17 protein-coding genes are annotated in these 20,039 nt (G+C 47.1%); 7 read left to right on the top strand and 10 right to left on the bottom strand.

Going from position 1 to position 20,039, the window contains the following annotated elements:
- Positions 1 to 27: 27 nt before the first annotated feature.
- The 3 genes from prc to msrC form a co-directional block, all read right to left on the bottom strand.
- Positions 28 to 2,025 carry a carboxy terminal-processing peptidase gene (gene prc / locus CEQ48_RS11540; RefSeq protein ID WP_089071339.1) on the bottom strand — a complete coding sequence of 666 codons (1,998 nt, stop codon included), beginning with the start codon at positions 2,023 to 2,025 and terminating at the stop codon, positions 28 to 30.
- Positions 2,026 to 2,042: 17 nt separating this feature from the next.
- Entirely contained in the window at positions 2,043 to 2,669 is a 627-nt protein-coding gene (proQ, locus tag CEQ48_RS11535) for an RNA chaperone ProQ (RefSeq protein WP_000432038.1), read from the bottom strand.
- Between the two features lie 100 nt (positions 2,670 to 2,769).
- Positions 2,770 to 3,243 (bottom strand): free L-methionine (R)-S-oxide reductase MsrC, encoded by a 474-nt coding sequence (gene msrC, locus CEQ48_RS11530; protein ID WP_001911403.1) that lies wholly within the window; start codon positions 3,241 to 3,243, stop codon positions 2,770 to 2,772.
- Positions 3,244 to 3,328: 85 nt separating this feature from the next.
- Between msrC and CEQ48_RS11525 the strand changes: the two genes are divergently transcribed.
- From CEQ48_RS11525 to rsmF, 4 genes are all read left to right on the top strand, one after another.
- Positions 3,329 to 5,125, top strand: coding sequence for an ABC transporter ATP-binding protein (locus CEQ48_RS11525; protein ID WP_001913555.1), 1,797 nt, complete (start codon positions 3,329 to 3,331; stop codon positions 5,123 to 5,125).
- Between the two features lie 48 nt (positions 5,126 to 5,173).
- Positions 5,174 to 6,418: a paraquat-inducible protein A gene (locus CEQ48_RS11520; RefSeq protein ID WP_046126737.1), complete on the top strand. Its 1,245-nt coding sequence runs from the start codon at positions 5,174 to 5,176 to the stop codon at positions 6,416 to 6,418.
- 9 nt (positions 6,419 to 6,427) lie between these two features.
- Positions 6,428 to 9,067: a PqiB family protein gene (locus CEQ48_RS11515; protein ID WP_069503002.1), complete on the top strand. Its 2,640-nt coding sequence runs from the start codon at positions 6,428 to 6,430 to the stop codon at positions 9,065 to 9,067.
- Between the two features lie 120 nt (positions 9,068 to 9,187).
- Positions 9,188 to 10,609 (top strand): 16S rRNA (cytosine(1407)-C(5))-methyltransferase RsmF, encoded by a 1,422-nt coding sequence (gene rsmF, locus CEQ48_RS11510; RefSeq protein WP_198301269.1) that lies wholly within the window; start codon positions 9,188 to 9,190, stop codon positions 10,607 to 10,609.
- A 181-nt stretch (positions 10,610 to 10,790) separates the two neighbouring features.
- Here rsmF and CEQ48_RS11505 read toward each other — a convergent pair whose 3' ends face one another.
- Complete coding sequence (locus CEQ48_RS11505; protein ID WP_000608142.1) at positions 10,791 to 11,624, bottom strand: CvfB family protein; 834 nt, start codon at positions 11,622 to 11,624, stop codon at positions 10,791 to 10,793.
- Positions 11,625 to 11,725: 101 nt separating this feature from the next.
- Between CEQ48_RS11505 and CEQ48_RS11500 the strand changes: the two genes are divergently transcribed.
- A complete protein-coding gene (locus tag CEQ48_RS11500; RefSeq protein ID WP_000633837.1) occupies positions 11,726 to 13,075 on the top strand; it encodes a hypothetical protein in 1,350 nt (449 codons plus the stop codon).
- Here CEQ48_RS11500 and CEQ48_RS11495 read toward each other — a convergent pair.
- Positions 13,068 to 13,544, bottom strand: coding sequence for a PaaI family thioesterase (locus CEQ48_RS11495; protein WP_089071337.1), 477 nt, complete (start codon positions 13,542 to 13,544; stop codon positions 13,068 to 13,070). The genes CEQ48_RS11500 and CEQ48_RS11495 overlap by 8 nt on opposite strands.
- 275 nt (positions 13,545 to 13,819) lie before the next feature.
- Between CEQ48_RS11495 and CEQ48_RS11490 the strand changes: the two genes are divergently transcribed.
- Entirely contained in the window at positions 13,820 to 14,881 is a 1,062-nt protein-coding gene (locus CEQ48_RS11490) for a 3-deoxy-7-phosphoheptulonate synthase (RefSeq protein ID WP_089071336.1), read from the top strand.
- Between the two features lie 11 nt (positions 14,882 to 14,892).
- The gene (locus CEQ48_RS11485; protein ID WP_089071335.1) at positions 14,893 to 15,375 is read left to right on the top strand and encodes a YajQ family cyclic di-GMP-binding protein; all 483 of its coding nucleotides are present in this window, start codon (positions 14,893 to 14,895) and stop codon (positions 15,373 to 15,375) included.
- 87 nt (positions 15,376 to 15,462) lie between these two features.
- Here the strand turns inward: CEQ48_RS11485 and cobB are convergent, their stop codons facing one another.
- From cobB to fdh3B, 5 genes are all read right to left on the bottom strand, one after another.
- Positions 15,463 to 16,224: a Sir2 family NAD+-dependent deacetylase gene (cobB, locus tag CEQ48_RS11480; protein ID WP_198301268.1), complete on the bottom strand. Its 762-nt coding sequence runs from the start codon at positions 16,222 to 16,224 to the stop codon at positions 15,463 to 15,465.
- Positions 16,225 to 16,404: 180 nt separating this feature from the next.
- Positions 16,405 to 17,625 (bottom strand): ammonium transporter, encoded by a 1,221-nt coding sequence (locus CEQ48_RS11475; protein WP_089071333.1) that lies wholly within the window; start codon positions 17,623 to 17,625, stop codon positions 16,405 to 16,407.
- 322 nt (positions 17,626 to 17,947) lie between these two features.
- Positions 17,948 to 18,370 carry a hypothetical protein gene (locus CEQ48_RS11470; RefSeq protein ID WP_089071332.1) on the bottom strand — a complete coding sequence of 141 codons (423 nt, stop codon included), beginning with the start codon at positions 18,368 to 18,370 and terminating at the stop codon, positions 17,948 to 17,950.
- A complete protein-coding gene (locus CEQ48_RS11465) occupies positions 18,357 to 19,424 on the bottom strand; it encodes a formate dehydrogenase subunit gamma (protein WP_055034086.1) in 1,068 nt (355 codons plus the stop codon). Before CEQ48_RS11465 ends, CEQ48_RS11470 begins: the two co-directional genes overlap by 14 nt.
- A 6-nt stretch (positions 19,425 to 19,430) precedes the next feature.
- The gene (gene fdh3B / locus CEQ48_RS11460; protein WP_000113430.1) at positions 19,431 to 20,039 is read right to left on the bottom strand and encodes a formate dehydrogenase FDH3 subunit beta; all 609 of its coding nucleotides are present in this window, start codon (positions 20,037 to 20,039) and stop codon (positions 19,431 to 19,433) included.

Raw genomic sequence — 20,039 nt, 5'->3', positions numbered from 1 at the left:
TGATTAAAGATAAAGTAAATCAATGAATTAGCGGGATATCATGTCAAGCATAATGTTAACCGATTCATCGAGATAAGCATCCGGTGCTTCATAATCTTTCGGTATATCTTGCAAGCTCGCATAGGTCGATTTACCTAACGCTTTTTGGCGTTGATTGATGCGAGCTAAGCGCTCTTCATCAGCCTTAGCACTCTCTTCTTTGCGTACTTTTTCATTCAGCGAAAGTAGGTTGTCATCTTTCTCTGCACGGTATTTCGCAATATCTTGCTCGATAAAACCAAATTCTAAATCATTCGCGACACGTTGTTGGTGTTTAGCTTCCAAGCTAGCAATGATGGTGTTGAAGTTATTCAAACGCTCATATTTTGCTTTATCAATGCTGTCCCACGGTAGTGCGTTATCTTCAACACTTTCCCCTGTTTCGGAAGGGTCAATCGCGGTTGGATACGCGATATCAGGAACGACACCTTTGTTTTGGGTACTACCACCATCAATACGGTAAAATTTTTGAATCGTGTATTGTACGTAGCCAAGCTCTTTATCAAACAAATCATAGATATGATTGAGAGAGCGATGCTGCTGTACGGTACCTTTACCAAATGAGTTTTCACCGAGAATGATCGCGCGGCCATAGTCTTGCATTGCGGCAGCAAAGATTTCTGAAGCCGATGCACTGTAGCGGTTAATCAGCACGGTCATTGGTCCGCTATAGCTAATGCTACCATCGGTATCCGAGTTAACGTTGACTCGACCATAGCTATCACGCACCTGAACTACAGGGCCACTGGTAATGAACAAACCAGAAAGCGCGGTAGCTTCGGTTAATGCACCACCACCGTTATTGCGTAAATCAACAATGATGCCGTCGACTTTTTTCGCTTTTAGCTCCGCCAGTAGTTTTTCCGTGTCTTGAGCTAAGCCAACGTAGAAACTCGGTACTTCTAGTACACCAATTTTCTTCCCTGCTTTTTCAATCACTTCAGATTTTACGGCGCGATCTTCTAAGCGAATTTTGTCTCGCACAATAGTGACAACGTGACTTTTTGCGTCTTTGCCTTCAGGTAACACGAGCAGTTTCACCTTGCTACCTTTAGGTCCTTTAATCAGTTGAACGACATCGTCTAAGCGCCAACCGACTACATCAACCACGTCTTCGCCTTCTTGACCGACACCGATAATGCGGTCACCCTCACCCAATTGTTTGCTCAATGCTGCAGGACCACCTGCAACCAATGAGCGGATGATGGTGTAATCGTCGGTCATTTGTAACACGGCACCAATCCCTTCCAACGAGAGATTCATTTCAGATTGGAATTGTTCTGCGTTACGCGGTGACAAATAGCTGGTATGCGGATCAACTTCACGAGCAAACGCATTCATGTAAGTTTGAAATACGTCTTCACTTTTTGTCTGAGTGAGGCGCTTGATGGCATTGTTGTAGCGTTTATCGAGCGTTTCTTTGATTTCTGGCCACTCTTTACCTGCCAGTTTCAAGCTTAACGCATCGTATTTAACTCGTTGTCTCCAAAGCTCGTTAATCTCTTTAAGATCTTTCGGCCAAGGCGATTTCGTGCGATCAAGCTCAATAGACTCATCAGCATCAAACGTCATCTCTTGATCAAGCAGAGAAAGTGCGTATTGAAAGCGCTCAAAACGTTTTTCCATTGACAGGTTATACAGATCGTAAGCGATTTGATTATCACCCGCTTTTAATTGGTCATCCAATTGCAAAGAACGAGCTTTGAAGCTGTCTATGTCCGCTTGAGTAAAGATATTTCGACTGTAATCCAGCATCTCAAGGTAGCGTTCAAGCATGGCTTGAGAAAACTGATCGTCTAAATTGAATTGTTTGTAATGAGAACGGGTAAAACGTGAGGTAACACGTTTCGCTGCCGTTGCGTGTTGAGCTTCAGGAACAAGAAGAGGGAGATCTTCTGGTTTGAGTTTGGCTTCTAGAGCCTGAGCTGAAAAGGCTGCCAGCCATAGGCTAGCAGCAATCAGAGATATTTTTGAACGGCATTTCATGCGTAGGAGTATCTCCTTTATGCGCGCAAGTGCTCCGCTTTCACAACCATTTGTAGGCCGTTGGCAAGTTGAACACGCACATCTTCCTTATTGACTTCAACGATGGTCGCAGCCATGTTGCCTTTACCCATATTCACATTGACTTGATTGCCAACGTTAAGCTCAGACGCAGCCAGTGCGCGAGTTTCTACAGGCTTTTTCTCCACTTTCGGTGCGTTTTGCGGACGGCGAGCTTGCTGTGGCTTTTTCGCCTTTGGCTTGTTCGCTTTCGCTTCTTCACGCACTTTCTTTACTTGTTCTTTACGACGAGCTTCTACGCGAGCTTTGCTCTCCGCTAGTGCCGCTTGTGCGTGTTCTACGTGCTGTTCTTCCAGCTCACCACAAGGGTTGCCGTCCAGATCAACACGAGTTGCGCCAGGTTTTACACCATGTAAATAACGCCAAGAAGAGGTGTATTGTCTTAACGCGGCACGAAGCTGAGTTTTGCTTACTTTAGGGTCGTCATTCAAGCGATCAGCAAGATCCTGAAAAATACCAATTTTCAGAGGCTTTGCTTCACCTTCTAAAGTAAAGCAGTTAGGGAAACATTCAGCAATGTACGCGATCACTTCTTTGCTGTTTTTTAACTTTTCAGTGTTTTCCATGAGGATTCCTGGTTATTGCGGCTGCCCGCCAAACATTGATGTGTAAATATGTGCGGTATTATAAAGACCTGCAAAGGAAAAACCACAGGCAAAGGGCAATTTATGCCTTATTAGCCTGTGAATTGAGCAGCTTTTCTACTTCGCTCATCAAATAGGTTAGGCCTTGCTCGTCAATTTCACTGAAACGACCAATGTTTGGACTGTCAATGTCCAACACTCCGGCGACTTTTCCGTTAATCGAGAATGGGATAACGATTTCTGAGTTACTCGCGGCATCACAAGCAATATGACCTTCGAATTGATGAACGTCGTATACACGTTGAACCTTATTTTCTGCAACTGCAGTACCACAAACTCCCCTGCCTACGGGAATGCGCACGCAAGCGGGTTTGCCCTGAAATGGGCCCAACACCAACTCGTTCTCTTGCATTAAATAAAAACCCACCCAGTTGAGCTCGGTGAGTTCCATATTCAGTAACGCACTTAAGTTGGCAAGATTTGCGATGAGATTGGTTTCACCTTCTAATAAAGCGACCGCTTGCTTGGTGAGGCGTTGGTACTGTTCTAGGTTCATAATAACTTCCATTTGAAAAATAAAGACTTCACTTCGCGAACTACGTACAATGCGCATCACTAAAATAGGATGCATTCTCATTAATATGACGTATTTCAACGACACTATTAGCCGCTCTTGGCTGATAACTCAAGTAAAAAAACATCGCGCCAAACTGTTGTTTGCTAACTTTATTGCCGTCGTCGCGACGCTAATCAGTGTTCCTATCCCACTGCTCATGCCGTTAATGGTGGATGAAGTGCTGCTCAATCATCCGGCAAAAGGTGTGGAGGTGATGAACCAGTTCCTGCCACAAGGGTGGCAGACCGCAACGGGTTACATCATGCTGACTTTGCTGATGGTGGTGGTGATGCGTATTGCCAGTCAGTTGTTGAATATCCTACAAAGTCGTCAGTTTACCTTGGTTTCCAAAACCATCACTTACGAAATGCGCCGTAAGATGATTGAAAAGCTGGGGCGGATCAGTATTCGTCAGTATGAAACGCGCGGCAGTGGCGGGATTAACGCTCACCTCATCACAGATATTGAAACTATCGACCAGTTTATTGGCTCGACACTGAGTAAGTTTTTGATTTCTTTGCTTACTGTGATTGGTACCGCCATTGTATTGCTTTGGTTGGAGTGGCGACTTGGCCTGTTTATTCTGTTAGTGAACCCCATTGTTATCTACTTTTCTCGAATGCTGGGCAGCCAAGTTAAACATTTGAAAAAACGCGAAAACCAAGCGTTTGAGCGTTTTCAAAACCGCTTAGTGGAAACGTTAGATGGTATCTATCAGTTGCGTGCCGCAAACAAGGAGCGCGAGTTCCTCAACCGCCTTATCAGCGATGCTGACGCAGTACGCGAAAATGCTGACAAATACGCATGGCAATCTGAAGCCGCTGGTCGCCTCTCCTTCTTACTGTTTTTACTCGGTTTTGAGCTGTTTCGTGCCGTAGCCATGTTAATGGTGGTGTTCAGTGACCTCACCATAGGCCAGATTTTTGCGGTGTTTGGCTACTTGTGGTTTATGCTCAGCCCAGTGCAAGAGCTGTTGGGTATCCAGTTTTCTTGGTATGCCGCTAAGGCCGCTTTAAAAAGAATCAATAGCTTATTAGAGCTAGAAGAAGAGTACCGACCCATCAGCAAAGTCAATCCCTTTACTCAGCCGGGAGAAGTCGATATTGAGATCAACAATATCCATTTCTCCTACGATGGTGAAAGCCAAGTACTGAATGATTTGTCACTTCATATCCCAGCGGGGAAAAAGGTGGCGTTAGTCGGAGCCAGTGGCGGAGGGAAATCGACGCTGATTCAGCTCTTAATTGGCGTTTATCGCGCGCAAAGTGGCGCAATCCGCTTTAATGGACAACACTGTGATGACATTAGCTTTGATGTGATTCGCGATCAAATTGCCGTTGTTTTACAACAACCTATACTGTTTAATGACACTTTGCGGCATAATCTGACCCTTGGTGGTCAATTTAGCGATGATGCCTTGTGGCAAGCGTTGGACATCGCCCAACTGCAAGATGTGATCACCAAACTCGACCAAGGGTTAGAGAGCCAAATTGGTCGTAATGGCATTCGATTGTCAGGCGGACAAAGACAGCGGCTAGCGATTGCGCGCATGGTGCTGAGTAATCCAAAATTCGTTATTTTGGATGAAGCCACTTCCGCCTTGGATACGGCTACTGAAGCCGCATTGCACCTTGCGTTGTCAAAGTTTTTGCATGGTCGAACTACCTTGATTGTTGCCCATCGCCTCTCTGCGGTGAAACAAGCGGACTTAATTTATGTATTGGAAGATGGACATGTCAGCCAGTCAGGAACTCACCACGAGTTACTCGAACAAGAAGGCTTGTACCAAACCCTTTATGGGAGTATTCAGTCGCAGCACTAATGGTGTTACTAATGGTGTTAATGGCGGCTCCTATGGTGTTGTCCGCCTATGACCTCCTCATCCTCTTTATCTCATCATGCATCGCAGTCGGGTCAAGTTCGTTTGTGCCCTGGCTGCGAACTGCCTATTGATGCGATTACGGTTGACCAAGCCCACAGCGCTCATTGCCCCCGTTGTGGCACGCTACTCTATCGTGGCGGTAGCCCTTCTCTCTCCGGCGATCTTGCTCTTGCGGTCACTTGTTTGCTGCTGTTTATTCCTTCCCACTTTTTCAGTTACATCGATATTCGACTGTTTGGTGTGATGATCCCAGCCACGTTGCCGCAAGGCGTATTCGCCTTGTGGAATGAAGGTTACATCGCCTTGGCGTTATTGGTGCTGTTTTGTAGCTCGATTGCGCCACTGGTTTTATGTTTGAGTGTGGTCAGTGCTCATCTTGCCCTGCGTTTTCGCTACTTTCAGACGCTGCGTTACTCACTGCTCTTTATTCATCATCTCAAAGTCTGGGTTATGATCGATGTGTTTCTGGTTAGCGTGGCCGTGTCCTGCTTTAAGCTAAAAGATTACTCAGATATTTTTATCGGTCCCGGATTGTTAGGGTTGGTGCTTCTACAACTGTTTACGGTCTTACTGCTCAGTCGTATCAGTACTCGCCGCTATTGGGAAACCTGGCAAGCTGAAACGGAATATGATTTGCCCGTCAAGCAGGTGCATTGCCATAACTGCCATCTTTCACAGCCAGAAAATGGTCACTGTGTTCGCTGTCAGCACAAGCTTTACCACAGAAAACCTAACTCTATAGAACGAACATGGGCTTATGTTTTAGCAGCTACGGTGGCGATTTTTCCTGCTAACTTGATCCCTATTTCTATTTTGATCACCAATGGTCAGCGCTTGGAAGATACGATTTTTTCTGGTGTGGCTTCGCTTGTGAAAAATGGCATGTGGGGTATTGCGCTGATCATTTTTGTTGCCAGTATTGTGGTTCCCGTGATCAAAATTATTGGCCTCGCCTATCTCTTAATGGCCATCAAACTGAAACGCCACATGCATCAGCGCCAACGTATGATGATTTATCGTGGCATCAAATGGATTGGTAAATGGTCGGTGATGGATCTGTTTGTCATCTCTATCATGCTGACATTGGTTGACCGAGGTCAGATCCTCGATTTTACTCCCGGTTACGGGGCTGTCGCTTTTGGTATGGTCGTGGTGCTCACCATGTTAGCCGCGGAAAGTTTAGATCCGCGCTTACTGTGGGATGAGCCCGACTCCACTCGTACTCAACAATAGGTTGTTTGAATGAGTCAAGAAAATACAACGCAAACGTCATACACACCGGAAATTCGCAAACGTCGGGGCATCTCTCCGTTGTGGATTTTACCCATAGTGACCATGATTTTAGCGGGTTGGCTGGTGTTTAAAGCGGTGCATGATGCGGGAGTGCGGATTCAAATCCATTTTGAAAACGCGCAAGGCTTAATCGCAGGACGTACCACCATTCGCTATCAAGGATTGGAAGTGGGGATGGTGCGCGACATCAAACTCTCCGAAGGATTGGATAGTATCTACGTCGAGGCGGATATTTATCCGGAAGCCACCAAGCTTCTCTCCAATGAAACGCGTTTTTGGATGGTCAAACCGACGGCAAGTTTATCCGGCGTTTCTGGGCTAGATGCCCTTGTGTCGGGAAACTATATTGCGATCCAACCGGGTTCAACGCATCAAGCGGATTATCCAACACAATATCAAGCGCTGGACTCAGCCCCCTCGGATCTGCTGGCACAACGCGGCTTGACCATTTCTCTCAAAGCTCGCGATTTGGGTGGCATCTCGGTCGGCTCGCAGATTGTGTATAAAAAAATCCCGATTGGTGAAGTGTTTAGCTATCAGTTGGATGATGATGCGCAGTCGGTGATTATCCAAGCCTCGATCAAAGAGGAGTACCAACACATCATTAATACGGAAAGCCGTTTTTGGAACGTGAGTGGTATTGGTGCCAGTATCGGCTTTGAAGGAGTCGATGTTCGTCTAGAAAGCTTAAGCGCGCTGATTGGCGGCTCGATTGCGGTCGACTCACCTGATGAAGGCAAACCCGTAGAACAAAATGCGCAGTTTCGTCTCTATCGCGATTTAAAAACCGCGGGGCGCGGTATTGCGGTATCGATCACTTTACCGGATGACAATAACATCTCGGCGTCCGGCGCCCCCATCATGTATCGTGGTATTGAAATTGGCCAAATTACTGATTTGCAGCTGGCCGAAAACCGCAAAAGTATCGTGGCCTCTGCTGCGATTCAGCCTGCGTTTAGCGATATGCTGAATCGCGGCAGCCAGTTTGTCCTTGAAGAAGCACAAGTCTCTTTAACTGGGGTAGAAAACCTGACCAATCTTGTGAAGGGTAACTACCTCACCCTGATCCCCGGAGCCGGAGAGCGCACGCGTAACTTTCAGGCCGTACGCAAAAATGAGTTTAAGTATGCTCGCTCCAACAGCATCCGCTTCAATCTCGTGGCAGATAACGCATTTGGTTTAGAAGCGGGTACCCCGATTTTGTATCGCGGCGTAGCGGTAGGTAGCGTCACAGCTGTGAATCTCAAACTCGATTATGTTGAGTTTAACGTATTGATTGATGAGCAATATGGCGCGTTGATCCGCTCCCAAAACCGTTTCTATGTCACTGGCAGTGCGGCGGCTGAGCTTACGGAGTCGGGGCTTTCTGTTTCTATTCCACCTGCGAAACAACTGTTGCTTGGGTCGATCAGTTTTGCCAGTGAAGGCAGTAGCACACCGCTTGAACAGTATCGACTCTACTCGAGTCAGTCTCTGGCTGAATTGGCGAAATACAATCAGTCTGGCTCTCGCTCATTAACGCTGTTTGCTCATGAACTGCCTTCAATCAATGCTGGCTCTCCCCTTTTGTATCGCAATTTGAAAGTCGGCAGTATCTCGGGCTTTACTCTTACGCCTAAAGGCGTACAGATTGAAGCGACCATCGAAAAGCAGTATCAGCATTTATTGACGCCAGATACGGTCTTTTGGAACCGCTCAGGCGTAGAAATCAAAGCGTCGATGGATGGCGTAGATGTAAAAGCCGCACCATTACAAACTCTGATCCGCGGTGGCATCGCCTTTGATAATCTGCCCGGAATTGAAAACAAAGTCGGTTCGATGTGGAAACTCTACAGCGACTATGATCATGCACGTCGTTATGGTGAGAAAATCACGCTGACCGCACTTGGCACATTGGGAGTCAAAGTGGGCACGCCAGTGCAATACCAAGGCGTACAAATTGGCGAGGTATTTGAAATCATTCCTGATTTTGAATCGGATTTCGTCAAACTCGCCGCGCGCATCGAGCCACAATACGCCCCGAAAATTGCCAAGCAGAATTCACAATTCTGGCTTTCGCAAGCCAAAATTGGCCTAAGCGGTATTGAAAACGTGCAGAACCTGTTGGGACAAAGCATTGAAGTACAACCTGGCAATGGTGAAAGTCGTTTTGAGTTTGAACTGCACAAAGAGGCGCGCCATGGTGGTGCTGGCAATACTTACACTTTGCAGAGTGAAAAACGCGGCTCGGTGAGTGTGGGTACCCCGATTCTGTATCGTGATATTGAAGTGGGCAAAGTGATTGATGTGCGTTTAGGTGAATTTGCCGACCGCGTGATCACCACCATTCGTATTGCTCCGCAGTACACCTATTTGCTGCGTCAAAACAGCGTATTCTGGAATGTCTCTGGGCTCGATATGTCGATTGGTATTACTGGTGCGAATGTGAAAGCCGGTACTTTTGACAGCATGTTGCGCGGCGGGATCACCTTCGCGACGCCAGAGCAGAAACAGCTAACGCCGGCGGCGCCTGAAGGGCATACTTTCTACCTCTACCCTCAAGCCCAAGAGGAATGGACCAAGTGGCGCACACCTATCCCTAAGCCTTAGTCGCAAAAGATAAAGTGAAGAAAAGCAGCCTTGTGCTGCTTTTCTACTTTTCAGCTAACCTTTATGTCACCGCCTTATCTGGTTATAATCGCCGCCCTTATTCATCTACGGAACTCGCTTGTGCATCCGAACATTTCCCTTCCCGAACCATTCATCGCGTCGATGGCGAAAATACTGCCAGATCCCACTCAGCTTGCTGATTTTATTGCAGCTTGCCAAAGGCCTCTGCGCAAAAGTATTCGCGTTAATACACTCAAAATTTCTGTCGCAGAGTTTTGTCAGCGCGCCGCTGAGAAAGAGTGGCAACTGACGTCAGTACCTTGGTGTGAGAATGGGTTTTGGATTGATGCCGATGAAAGCTTAGTCCCGCTAGGTAATACCGCTGAGCATATGGCTGGGCTGTTTTATATCCAAGAAGCCAGTTCGATGATGCCTGTTTCTGCCCTGTTTATGGGGAATGCGCACTATGACTCTGTGTTGGATATGGCGGCGGCTCCGGGCTCGAAAACCACGCAAATGGCAGCCTTGATGGACAACCAAGGCGTGTTGGTTGCCAATGAATTTTCCGCAAGCCGAGTGAAAGTGCTGCACGCCAACATTGAGCGCTGTGGGATTCGTAATACCGCACTGAGTAATTTTGATGGTTGTGTGTTTGGAGGTTGGTTGCCTGAGCGTTTTGATGCGGTGTTGATCGACGCGCCCTGCTCTGGTGAAGGTACGATTCGCAAAGATCCTGATGCGATGAAAAACTGGAGCCTTGAGTCGATTCAAAGTATTGCCAACACTCAAAAAGCCTTAATTGAAAGCGCATTTCAGGCGCTCAAAGTGGGCGGCACGCTGGTGTATTCAACCTGTACTTTGAGCCGTGAAGAGAATCAGCAAGTGTGCTGGCACTTAAAGCAGACATATGGTGATGCGGTTAGCTTTGAATCACTGGGGAATTTGTTTGAGCACGCATCGCTCGCCCTTACCGAAGAAGGCTTCCTGCACATTTTTCCGCAAATGTACGATTGTGAAGGCTTTTTTGTCGCGAAAATTCGTAAACTAGCCTCCGTGCCAACGCCAGAGGTCAACAAGCGATTAGGCAAGTTTCCGTTTAACAAAGCAAGCCATAAGCAGCAAGCTGAGATTGCTCAGCAACTTCAAAAGTCTCTTGGCGTAGAGCTGCCCTCAGATTCACAGGTCTGGCTGCGCGATAACGATGTGTGGCTATTCCCCGAAGCTTTAGAGCCCTTATTGGGTGAGCTGCGCTTTTCTCGTATGGGAATCAAAATTGCTGAAGCACATAAATCGGGTTATCGATGGCAGCATCAAGTGGCGACTTGTCTTGCATCCTCAAGTGCGAGTCACAGTGTCGAACTGGATACCACGCAAGCACGAGAATGGTTTATGGGCAGAGATGTCAGACCAGAAGGACAAAGTGGTCAAGGTGAAGTGATTGTCCGTTACGCTAACGATGTGATTGGGTTAGGAAAATGGGTAGGCAATCGCGTGAAGAATGGACTGCCAAGAGAGCTAGTTAGAGACAAAAATCTATTTTGATTGGCTGAACTATAGTATGAAATTCTAAAAACCTGTCGCTAATTTCAGTATCTGTACTAGGCTTAGAACTAAGCAACTGACTAGATTTTCCATTAGCGTAGGCTCTTTGGAGCCATTCCCCTAGGCCCTAAAACCTTACGTTTTGGGCCTTTTTTTCGGGTTCTTTTTATGAAAGAGAGGGTTAGGCTAAACGAATTCCATCATTTTCAATGACGATTTTGCCTTGCTTATACAAACCGCCGATGGTCTTTTTGAACGTGCCTTTACTGGTGCGAAAAGTGGCAAAAATGGCTTCAGGTGTCGATTTATCGCTCAGCGGTAAGAAACCTCCTTTCTTCTCTAAGGTTTCTAAGATCTTAGTACTGAGCTCATCCATTTTTTCTACCCCTACTTTTTGCAGGGACAGGTCGATTTTGCCATCTTCGCGTACACTCTTGATGTAGCCCTTGAGCTTCTTACCGATGAACAGTTTGCCAAAGACATCTGAGGAGAAGATCATGCCCCAGTGTGTGCCATTCACAATCGCTTTGAAGCCAAGTTCAGAACGTTCCGCAATCAGTAAATCAACTTGTTGGTTTGGCGTGTATTTCGCTGGTGTTTTATCAAGCCACTTGTTGAACTTGGTTGTGCCGACAATACGCCCCGATGCTTTATCGGTGTAGACGTAAACTAAGACGGTTTGGCCAGCGGTAAAACGGGCACGCTGCTCACTGTATGGAATAAGCAGATCTTTGTTTTTGATGCCCCAGTTGGCAAACGCCCCAGTGCTATTTACTCCCTCGATCTTCATTAAGCCCCACTCGCCGACTTGCGCGATTGGCGTTTCAGTTGTGGCCGCGAGTTGGTTTTCAGAGTCAAAATACAAGAAAACGTCAATAAACTGCCCAATTTCAATACCTTCTGGCACGAAACGCTTAGGCAGCAAGGTAGTTCCGTATTCTCCTGCATCCAAAAAAACACCAAATTCGGCGAATTTCACCACTTCTAAACTATTAATTTGACCAATGTTAATCATATAAAACTGTCTCACAGCAAATTTGCAGAGATTATACGTTATCTCTGTTATGCTTTCTCGCATTCGAGCAATAAATCGGGCAATTTTTACAGGAGTTTTCGTTGATTACCGTACAGCAGCAAGATGCGGCAACCTTGACGATTGTCAGCCAGATGACGGGCAGTAAAGAGCTCGATCTTCATTTTTATCTCTTTATTCCTGGTGAGTTGGATATTTCACCCGAAGTGATTTCGGAGTCGGAGTTTTTCTACAGTTCAATCCACCAGCAACGTGCCTATTACAGCGACCAGATCCTTTTACCTCTGGTTCACAGCCGCCTTGCCCAACGTGGCCATCTCTCCACAACCCAATATCGGGTGAGCTTGAGCTTGTTTGCTTATCAGTATGTGATTGCGTTGGATAAAGCGGTTTCTCAGCTCAACAACACCAGCGATACGGTGACGGCAGAAGAAGTCGATAGCGTGATTGAGCTGTCGCTGGATATTTTGCGTCGCCTGCGCCGCAGTATTCCTTACGAAGAGCAACTCAAGCGTTACTACGCCAACATTGATAACTACCTCTCTTGGTACACTGAGCAGAGCTTCTTATCCATGATTGCGCACATGACCCGTGATAATGAATACAAAACCATTAAAGACCGGTTGATAACGCTGGTTGAGAAAGAGCAAGCACATCGCACCCTTAACCAGTACAACTCAGATAAGGCCAACCAAGATATTACTCGTCTCAGTAATAAAATGCGTTTACTGCGCCGCCTGATTGAGCACCCGGTCATCCTCAATGAAAAAGTGTCATCGCTGGGGAATAACACCAAACGTGCGGTGAAAGGTTTAGCCACAGGTTTAGTGATGGTGGCAGTGACCATTACCGCCATTTCCGCGCGTGATTACTGGGGAGAAATTACCGCCTCATTCATCATTGCTATGTCCTTTATCTATGCTCTTCGGGAAATCTTTAAAGACGACCTGCGCGATATGCTGTGGCGCTGGATAAGCAAAGGAAAAGCAAAATGGCGACGTCACTACTTCGACCCGACGACCGGTAAGCAAGTGGGCGACAAAGAAGAGTGGCTGGATTACAAAAAGCTAAGTGAGCTGCCGGATCGCATTCAAGCGATTCGGAAAAAACGTATTGTGCAGCGTGAAGAGCAGATCCTGCATTATCGTTCTCATACGGAAATGTCGACATCCCGTTTTATGAGTGGCTATGAAGAGACACGAGAAACCATGATGATTGATTTGCGCGCCATCATGCGCCAGATGGATAAAGGCTCAAATCATATTTATCAGCTCAACAACGGACAAGTCAGTCGCGAATCGGTGGAAAAACGCCATCTGTTAAATCTGATCGTGAAAGAAAAACACCATAAAGGTGAGCCGACTTACTACCGCTGGAAAATCGTGTTGAACCGTAGTCGAATTGTGGATATCGAATCTATCCCCCTTACTTAGCGATTTTCAGTGAAAGGGTTAACCAAAACTCCGCCATTGGCTCATCACCATGCAGCGTAGGACAGGTAGCAATAATGTGTACTTCTTGGTTAACCCGCTCTCCGGTGCGCGCGGTTTCGTCTAGCATACGATCAATCTTCTCACCTTCCACACAATGAAAATGCACCGCCGCTTCTGGGCGTTTGTGAAATTCGCCTCTCACCGATTTGAACGCCAAGGAAACCGATTTACCACGTTGATTGGCTTTGTGCATCGCCATGTAACCGCCCGCGACATCGGCGCCCACCGAAAGTACACCGAAATACATACTATTGAGGTGATTTTTATTGCGTCTTTTCAGAGGGATACGCACCTCAACCGCTTGATCGTTTAGCGAAAGAATTTTCGGACGACACGCCCAGATCAAAGGAACTTTGAAAAAGCCGAACAGATTAAGATAGAGGTTGGCTTTTGCTAAGGGTGACAGCATAAAAACTCCGCAATAGTAAGTTGTCCGACCACTTCAATCGATCGCTGAATAAATGTCAAATAAATGTTAACAAAATGCAGAATCAAGACGATTTCTGAGCAAAGTGAAGGAATAAGTCTGCTTGGTTGTGATGGGGTTACGCAGGTGGTTTGGTCAAATGCTCGATTTTTACTTCAATTTACACCCCTTTCCTCAGCTGTTTTCGGCGTAATGGTTTATTCTCGTTGACAAATTCGTTATCTTTAGCGCTTCGCAATAAAAGGACAGGCGCTCCTATGCCACTGAAAACCGATGAATTAAGAACCCAAGCATTGGGACCTATGCCTACTCCGGCAGAATTAAGTCACGCACATCCAATTACTGATGAAGTTGCGCTACGGATTGCGCAGTCTCGTCGCCAAATTGAAAGCATTCTTACCGGTGAAGATGATCGCCTATTAGTGATAGTGGGGCCTTGTTCGGTGCATGATACCGATGCCGCACTCGACTACGCTCGCCGCCTTGCTGCGCTACAAGAAAACTATACTGATGAGCTTTTTGTGGTGATGCGGACCTATTTCGAAAAACCACGTACTGTGGTGGGTTGGAAAGGACTGATCACCGATCCAAATCTAGATGGCTCTTACGCTTTAGAAACCGGTCTCAATAAAGCGCGAAAATTGCTGCTTGATGTAAACAAGCTCGGATTGGCTACCGCGACCGAGTTTCTTGATATGATCACAGGCCAATACATCGCTGACCTCATCACGTGGGGCGCAATTGGTGCGCGTACCACTGAGTCGCAAATTCACCGTGAGATGGCCTCTGCGCTCTCCTGCCCTGTGGGTTTTAAAAATGGCACTAACGGTAATGTGAAAATCGCGATTGATGCGATCCGCGCGGCCAAAGCGTCACATTACTTCTATTCGCCAGATAAGAATGGTCGTATGACGGTTTACCGTACCAGTGGTAACCCATTTGGTCATATTATTCTGCGTGGTGGTGACAGCGGACCGAACTTTGATGCGGTTTCGATAAATGAAGCTTGCCAGCAGTTGGCGCAATTCAACTTACCAGAGCGTTTAGTGGTGGATTTCAGCCACGCGAACTGTCAAAAACAACACCGGAAACAAGTGGATGTCGCGCGCGATATTTGCCAGCAAATTGAAGCTGGCAGCCACAAAATTGCGGGCATCATGGCGGAAAGCTTCCTTGTGGAAGGCAATCAACCAATGCACGATCTCAATAACCTGACTTATGGACTTTCAATCACAGATCCTTGCTTAGGCTGGGATGATACCGCCATGATGCTCGACATGCTGGCACAATCCATCAAAGTCCGTCGTTCTCGTCACTAAGGAAATACCTCATGCCTTCTTTTGATATTGTTTCAGAAATTGATGCGGTTGAGCTGCGTAACGCAGTCGAAAACTCAACGCGTGAACTCGCTAGCCGATTTGATTTTCGTAACGTAGATGCCAGTTTTGAGCTGAAAGAAGAGACCGTAAAACTGGCCGCCGAAGATGATTTCCAACTCGGTCAGATGATGGACATTTTGCGCGGTAACCTCGCCAAACGCGGTGTGGATGCTCGTGCGATGAAAGCCAAAGATTCTGTGCATATCGGTAAAAACTGGTATAAAGAAGCAGAATTCAAGCAAGGTTTGGAAGCCCTACTGGCAAAGAAGATCGTGAAATTGATTAAAGATGCCAAAATCAAAGTGCAAGCCTCAATTCAAGGCGACAAAGTGCGCGTGACGGGTAAAAAGCGTGATGATTTGCAAGAAGTGATGGCAATGCTGCGCGAAGCGAATTTGGAACAACCGCTGCAGTACAACAACTTCCGCGATTAATCTTGTCGTTGGAATGCCAATACTAGGATAAAAAAAGCCCCGTTTAGCGGGGCTTTTTTTATCGGTTCACGTACTCACTCATCGCCATTAAGCATGTTTGTACTGTTTACTGGCAGAGTGATGCATAGCACGTTTTTGCGACGCCAAAATTTCTTCCACTAACCTTGGCACTTCAATACTCGCTTTGCCATAGCGCTTCTCAGCAAACTCGCTTTCCACCGCACTAGGTTCTAAATTGATTTCTATCGTATGTGCACCATGCATGCGTGCATCATGCACAAAGCCCGCTGCGGGATAAACCACCCCTGATGTACCAATAGAAACAAACAGATCCGCTTGCTCAAGCGCGGCATAAATATCCCCCATGCGCAGCGGCATTTCACCAAACCAAACAATGTGTGGACGCATTTGTGCAGGCATTTGGCAGCAGTGGCATAAATCGCCGTTACGGATATCCTCTTTTTGCTCCACTGTTTGATTGGATTCAGGACAACGCGCTCTCAGCAATTCACCATGCATATGAATAATATTCTGGCTGCCGCCACGTTCGTGCAGGTTATCGATGTTTTGAGTAATCACCGTGACACTGCCCTGCAACTCTTTTTCCAGTTTACCTAGGGCAAGATGTGCCGGATTAGGCTGAATCGCATCAGAGAGCAGCTTACGGCGGCGTTGGTTATAAAACTCCAGCACCATATCTGGATCGCGTTGAAACCCTTCTGGTGTCGCCACATCTTCAATACGATGATTTTCCCATAGCCCATCCTGAGCGCGGAAAGTTTGAATACCAGACTCCGCAGAGATGCCTGCTCCAGTCAGTATCACAATATGTCGATACGGTAAGCTCATAACCCATTCCTTTTTTCGGCTTTTGTTTAAGCTTAACACCGAAGCGTTATCAACCCTAGAAAACGCAGATTAGACCATAGTAGTAACAAGGCTATTGATGGGAAGAAAGAGAGAGCGTTGCAGAATGAGTCATAGTGGAATTGAGGGCTTCTCGAACCGAGAAGCCCATCCAAATCGGAATTACTCTTCGCTGGTTGCGGAGATTTTGTGAATGGCTAAATCTGCGCCATTAAACTCATCTTCTTGTGATAAACGTAACCCCATCACTTTATGCAAGATGCCATAAACCATCAGTGCGCCACTTAACGCAATCGCGATGCCCATTAAGGTTCCAACAATCTGTGTGCTGAAGCTTACGCCCCCTAAGCCACCGAAAGCCGTTTGGCCAAAAATGCCTGCGGCAATGCCACCCCACGCCCCACACACGCCATGCAGCGGCCATACACCGAGCACATCATCAATTTTGGTTTTATTTTGTAATTGAGTGAACAGCCAAACAAATACGGCACCCGCAATCACCCCTGTGACCAATGCACCTAAAGGATGCATTAAATCCGATCCTGCACACACGGCGACCAAACCCGCTAATGGACCGTTATGGATAAAACCTGGGTCATTTTTCCCAACAATTAACGCGGCGAGAATACCGCCCGTCATTGCCATTAAAGAGTTCATCGCCACTAATCCGCTGATGCCATTCAAAGTTTGTGCTGACATCACGTTAAAGCCGAACCAACCGACACTTAGAATCCATGCACCAAGCGCTAAAAAGGGAATGTTGGAGGGAGCAAAGTTGGTGTGCTTGCCAGCGCGCACGCGGCCACGACGCATGCCTAAGAAAGCAACGGCAACCAGCGCAATCCAGCCACCGACGGCGTGAACAACCACTGAGCCTGCAAAGTCGTGAAATGGTGCGCCTAAATTGGCGGTAAACCAGTCTTGTACACCAAAGTTACTATTCCAAATGATCCCTTCAAAGAAAGGGTAAACCAGCCCGACCGAAAAAAATGTCGCTAAAAGAATAGGATAGAATCGGGCGCGTTCAGCAATACCGCCAGACACAATCGCAGGAATGGCCGCCGCAAAGGTAAGTAGGAAAAAGAACTTAACTAAATCATAACCATTGCCTTGTGAGAGTGTTGCGGCATCAGCAAAGAAATGATGCCCATACGCAACCCAATAACCAATAAAGAAATAGGCAATCGTAGAAACCCCGAAATCTGCCAAAATTTTCACCAGCGCGTTAACCTGATTTTTCTTCCGAACCGTGCCGACTTCAAGAAAAGCAAAGCCTGCATGCATCAAAAACACCATGATGGCGCCGAGCAGCAAAAATAAAGTGTCTGAACTTTGGGTCAGGGTTTGAACGGCACCTTGAACCTGACTTACGCTATCGCTCATCGATATGATACTCCATCGTCTGTTATGCACTTTTCCTGTGCTTTGTTGCTATTTTCACCAAGTTGGTGAGAAAGAAGATTTAAGCTCGACTGAGCAAAAGCTGTTCCAGTTTTTGCGCTGATGATGAAATAGAGAATAATTTTTCTAATATATTGATAAATAAGGTAGTTAGTCGGGGAATTCCCGAGCAAGCAGAAGTTGGTTGTTACATTTAGCAACAGAATTGCACCAATTTGGCGCTTTAGCACCAAAACAACGCGCACAAGAACTCAGCAAAATGTTGCAGGGTAAAAAATACCCGGCTGTTTGGCCGGGTATGGAATTACAGATTAGGCCCTTTGGAGGGAGAATGCGGTAAGTTATTTTGATACTGTTGCATGCCTTGGATTATACGCCAGATCCAGATCGAGATGGCTCCGACGGCAATGATTGCGCCCACATAAGGAATGCCATGTCCAAGCTTGGCAAGCCAAGACTCCGGCATCCAGTAGCGATTCACGCCCATGATAATGCCGTTCGTGGTCGCTACCGTGACAATCAGTACCACAAAGAACGTGAGATAGAGGAAGAAACTGCGAATGAGCCCATAGTAGTGGGAATTCGCGACTTCACCATCTTGGTTTTTGTCCAAGCGATAACCCGCATAGATAATGCCGATCATGCCCGATAGCAAACAGGTAAATGGCGTCAGCAAGCTTGCAATGTAGACAAACCACACGGACTTGTGCGCTCTATCTTGATTCATGGCTCACCTCTCCTTTCACTTGATTCAATGCCGTCGTTTCAGATTCGGCACTGGCATCTTCAATTTCACCGCGGCGTTTTACTTCTTCATACCACAGGTCATGATGCTCTTTCGCCCACGTTTCATCCACTTTGCCTGTCACCATGCCTTCTAATGCGCCTTCCATCCCAAACAGACCAATATAGATATGAAAGATAAAGCCACAGATTAAGATCAGGGCTGAAAACATATGAATCAGATTAGACAATTCCATGTGGCGACGCGTCTGGTCGAAAATCGGAAAATCGAGCACCAAGCCACTAATGGCCGCAAAGGTTCCAAACACAATCAGTAACCAGTAAATAGCTTTCTCCCCAGCATTAGAAAAGCCCGCTGAAGGGTGTGTGCCTTTGTGTTTACCAACCATGCCACCGAGTTTCATAAACCATTGCACATCCACTTTATTGAAAATGGATTTGCGCCACCACTTGAGCAGCACAAACATCAGCAGAATGAAAAACAGTGGCCCCATGTAGTTGTGATACTGCTTCGCGGCATAGATGATCCAGCCCCACAGCTCACTCGGGATATACGGTTTTAAGAAGTGCTTGCCATACACCAGCATCAGCCCGCTGAACGCCAAGGTCAGGAAAGTAAACGCCATGCTCCAGTGCAGCGCCCTATCTGAGCGTGACCAGCGATTGAGCTTACGTCCGGTGCGCGGCTTACTCAGCATCAGCGGACCGACTGCGATATACGCTAGCACGACCATTGCTATGCTGCCGAAAATCGCCACCGCACCAGCCGGAGACATCCATTTCTCTTTAAGGATAAACCAAGTTTCACCCGGTTTACTGATCAACACGCCATGTTCAGGAGACTGAGAAGTGGTATAACCCGCTTCGCCTTGCCGTACCTGACGCCAAAAGTCTGCGCCTGCCAGTTGGGTCATCTCTTTTTGCACCACATCCGGTTTTGCGTTCTCTTCTGCCATCACTGGTTGAGCCAACCAGCACAGCAGTGCTGCCAATAAAGGCAGCACAAAACGAGTGGCGCGAGAAAGTTTTTGTCTCATAGCCACTTAACTCCGAGTTGCGTCATACGCGAGATCTTCACCGTTAGTCCAACCGGCACCTTTCGCACCACGTTCAACCACGCGCTGACGGAAAATATCAGAGATTTTCTCCGCATCACCCGCCAGCAGCGCTTTGGTAGAACAGAGAGAAGCGCACATGGGCAGTTTACCTTCCGCAATACGGTTGGCTCCGTATTTACGACGTTCCTCTTCTGAACCCGGCTCTGTTTCAGGGCCGCCAGCACAGAAGGTGCATTTGTCCATCTTACCGCGTTCACCAAACGCCGCCTGTTTCGGAAACTGCGGCGCACCAAACGGGCAAGCAAACAAGCAGTAACCACAACCGATACAGAGATCTTTGTTGTGCAGTACGATGCCATCTTCGGTATGCACAAAGCAGTCTGCCGGACACACCGCCATACAAGGTGCATCGGTGCAGTGCATGCAAGCCACGGAAATCGAGTTTTCACCCGGTTCACCATCGTTGAGCGTAACTACGCGGCGACGCTGGATGCCCCATTCCAGCGCATCATCGTTTTCATTTTTACAGGCCGTGACACAGCCGTTACATTCGATACAGCGTTTGGTGTCACACAGGAATTTCATTCTTGCCAT

This window comes from Vibrio tarriae, assembly GCF_002216685.1.
Taxonomy (GTDB): domain Bacteria; phylum Pseudomonadota; class Gammaproteobacteria; order Enterobacterales; family Vibrionaceae; genus Vibrio; species Vibrio tarriae.
Note: the sequence above shows the minus strand (reverse complement) of the source record. Positions and strands in the feature narration are given on the sequence as shown.

What these genes read in the sequence shown, in the direction of transcription:
- msrC (WP_001911403.1), bottom strand. Translation starts at nt 3,243, where the DNA reads ATGAACCTAGAACAGTACCAACGCCTCACCAAGCAAGCGGTCGCTTTA.
- prc (WP_089071339.1), bottom strand. Translation starts at nt 2,025, where the DNA reads ATGAAATGCCGTTCAAAAATATCTCTGATTGCTGCTAGCCTATGGCTG.
- CEQ48_RS11490 (WP_089071336.1), top strand. Translation starts at nt 13,820, where the DNA reads ATGCCACTGAAAACCGATGAATTAAGAACCCAAGCATTGGGACCTATG.
- cobB (WP_198301268.1), bottom strand. Translation starts at nt 16,224, where the DNA reads ATGAGCTTACCGTATCGACATATTGTGATACTGACTGGAGCAGGCATC.
- CEQ48_RS11525 (WP_001913555.1), top strand. Translation starts at nt 3,329, where the DNA reads ATGACGTATTTCAACGACACTATTAGCCGCTCTTGGCTGATAACTCAA.
- CEQ48_RS11485 (WP_089071335.1), top strand. Translation starts at nt 14,893, where the DNA reads ATGCCTTCTTTTGATATTGTTTCAGAAATTGATGCGGTTGAGCTGCGT.
- fdh3B (WP_000113430.1), bottom strand. Translation starts at nt 20,039, where the DNA reads ATGGCAAGAATGAAATTCCTGTGTGACACCAAACGCTGTATCGAATGT.
- proQ (WP_000432038.1), bottom strand. Translation starts at nt 2,669, where the DNA reads ATGGAAAACACTGAAAAGTTAAAAAACAGCAAAGAAGTGATCGCGTAC.
- CEQ48_RS11475 (WP_089071333.1), bottom strand. Translation starts at nt 17,625, where the DNA reads ATGAGCGATAGCGTAAGTCAGGTTCAAGGTGCCGTTCAAACCCTGACC.
- CEQ48_RS11495 (WP_089071337.1), bottom strand. Translation starts at nt 13,544, where the DNA reads ATGCTGTCACCCTTAGCAAAAGCCAACCTCTATCTTAATCTGTTCGGC.
- CEQ48_RS11505 (WP_000608142.1), bottom strand. Translation starts at nt 11,624, where the DNA reads ATGATTAACATTGGTCAAATTAATAGTTTAGAAGTGGTGAAATTCGCC.
- CEQ48_RS11520 (WP_046126737.1), top strand. Translation starts at nt 5,174, where the DNA reads ATGACCTCCTCATCCTCTTTATCTCATCATGCATCGCAGTCGGGTCAA.
- CEQ48_RS11515 (WP_069503002.1), top strand. Translation starts at nt 6,428, where the DNA reads ATGAGTCAAGAAAATACAACGCAAACGTCATACACACCGGAAATTCGC.
- CEQ48_RS11470 (WP_089071332.1), bottom strand. Translation starts at nt 18,370, where the DNA reads ATGAATCAAGATAGAGCGCACAAGTCCGTGTGGTTTGTCTACATTGCA.
- CEQ48_RS11465 (WP_055034086.1), bottom strand. Translation starts at nt 19,424, where the DNA reads ATGAGACAAAAACTTTCTCGCGCCACTCGTTTTGTGCTGCCTTTATTG.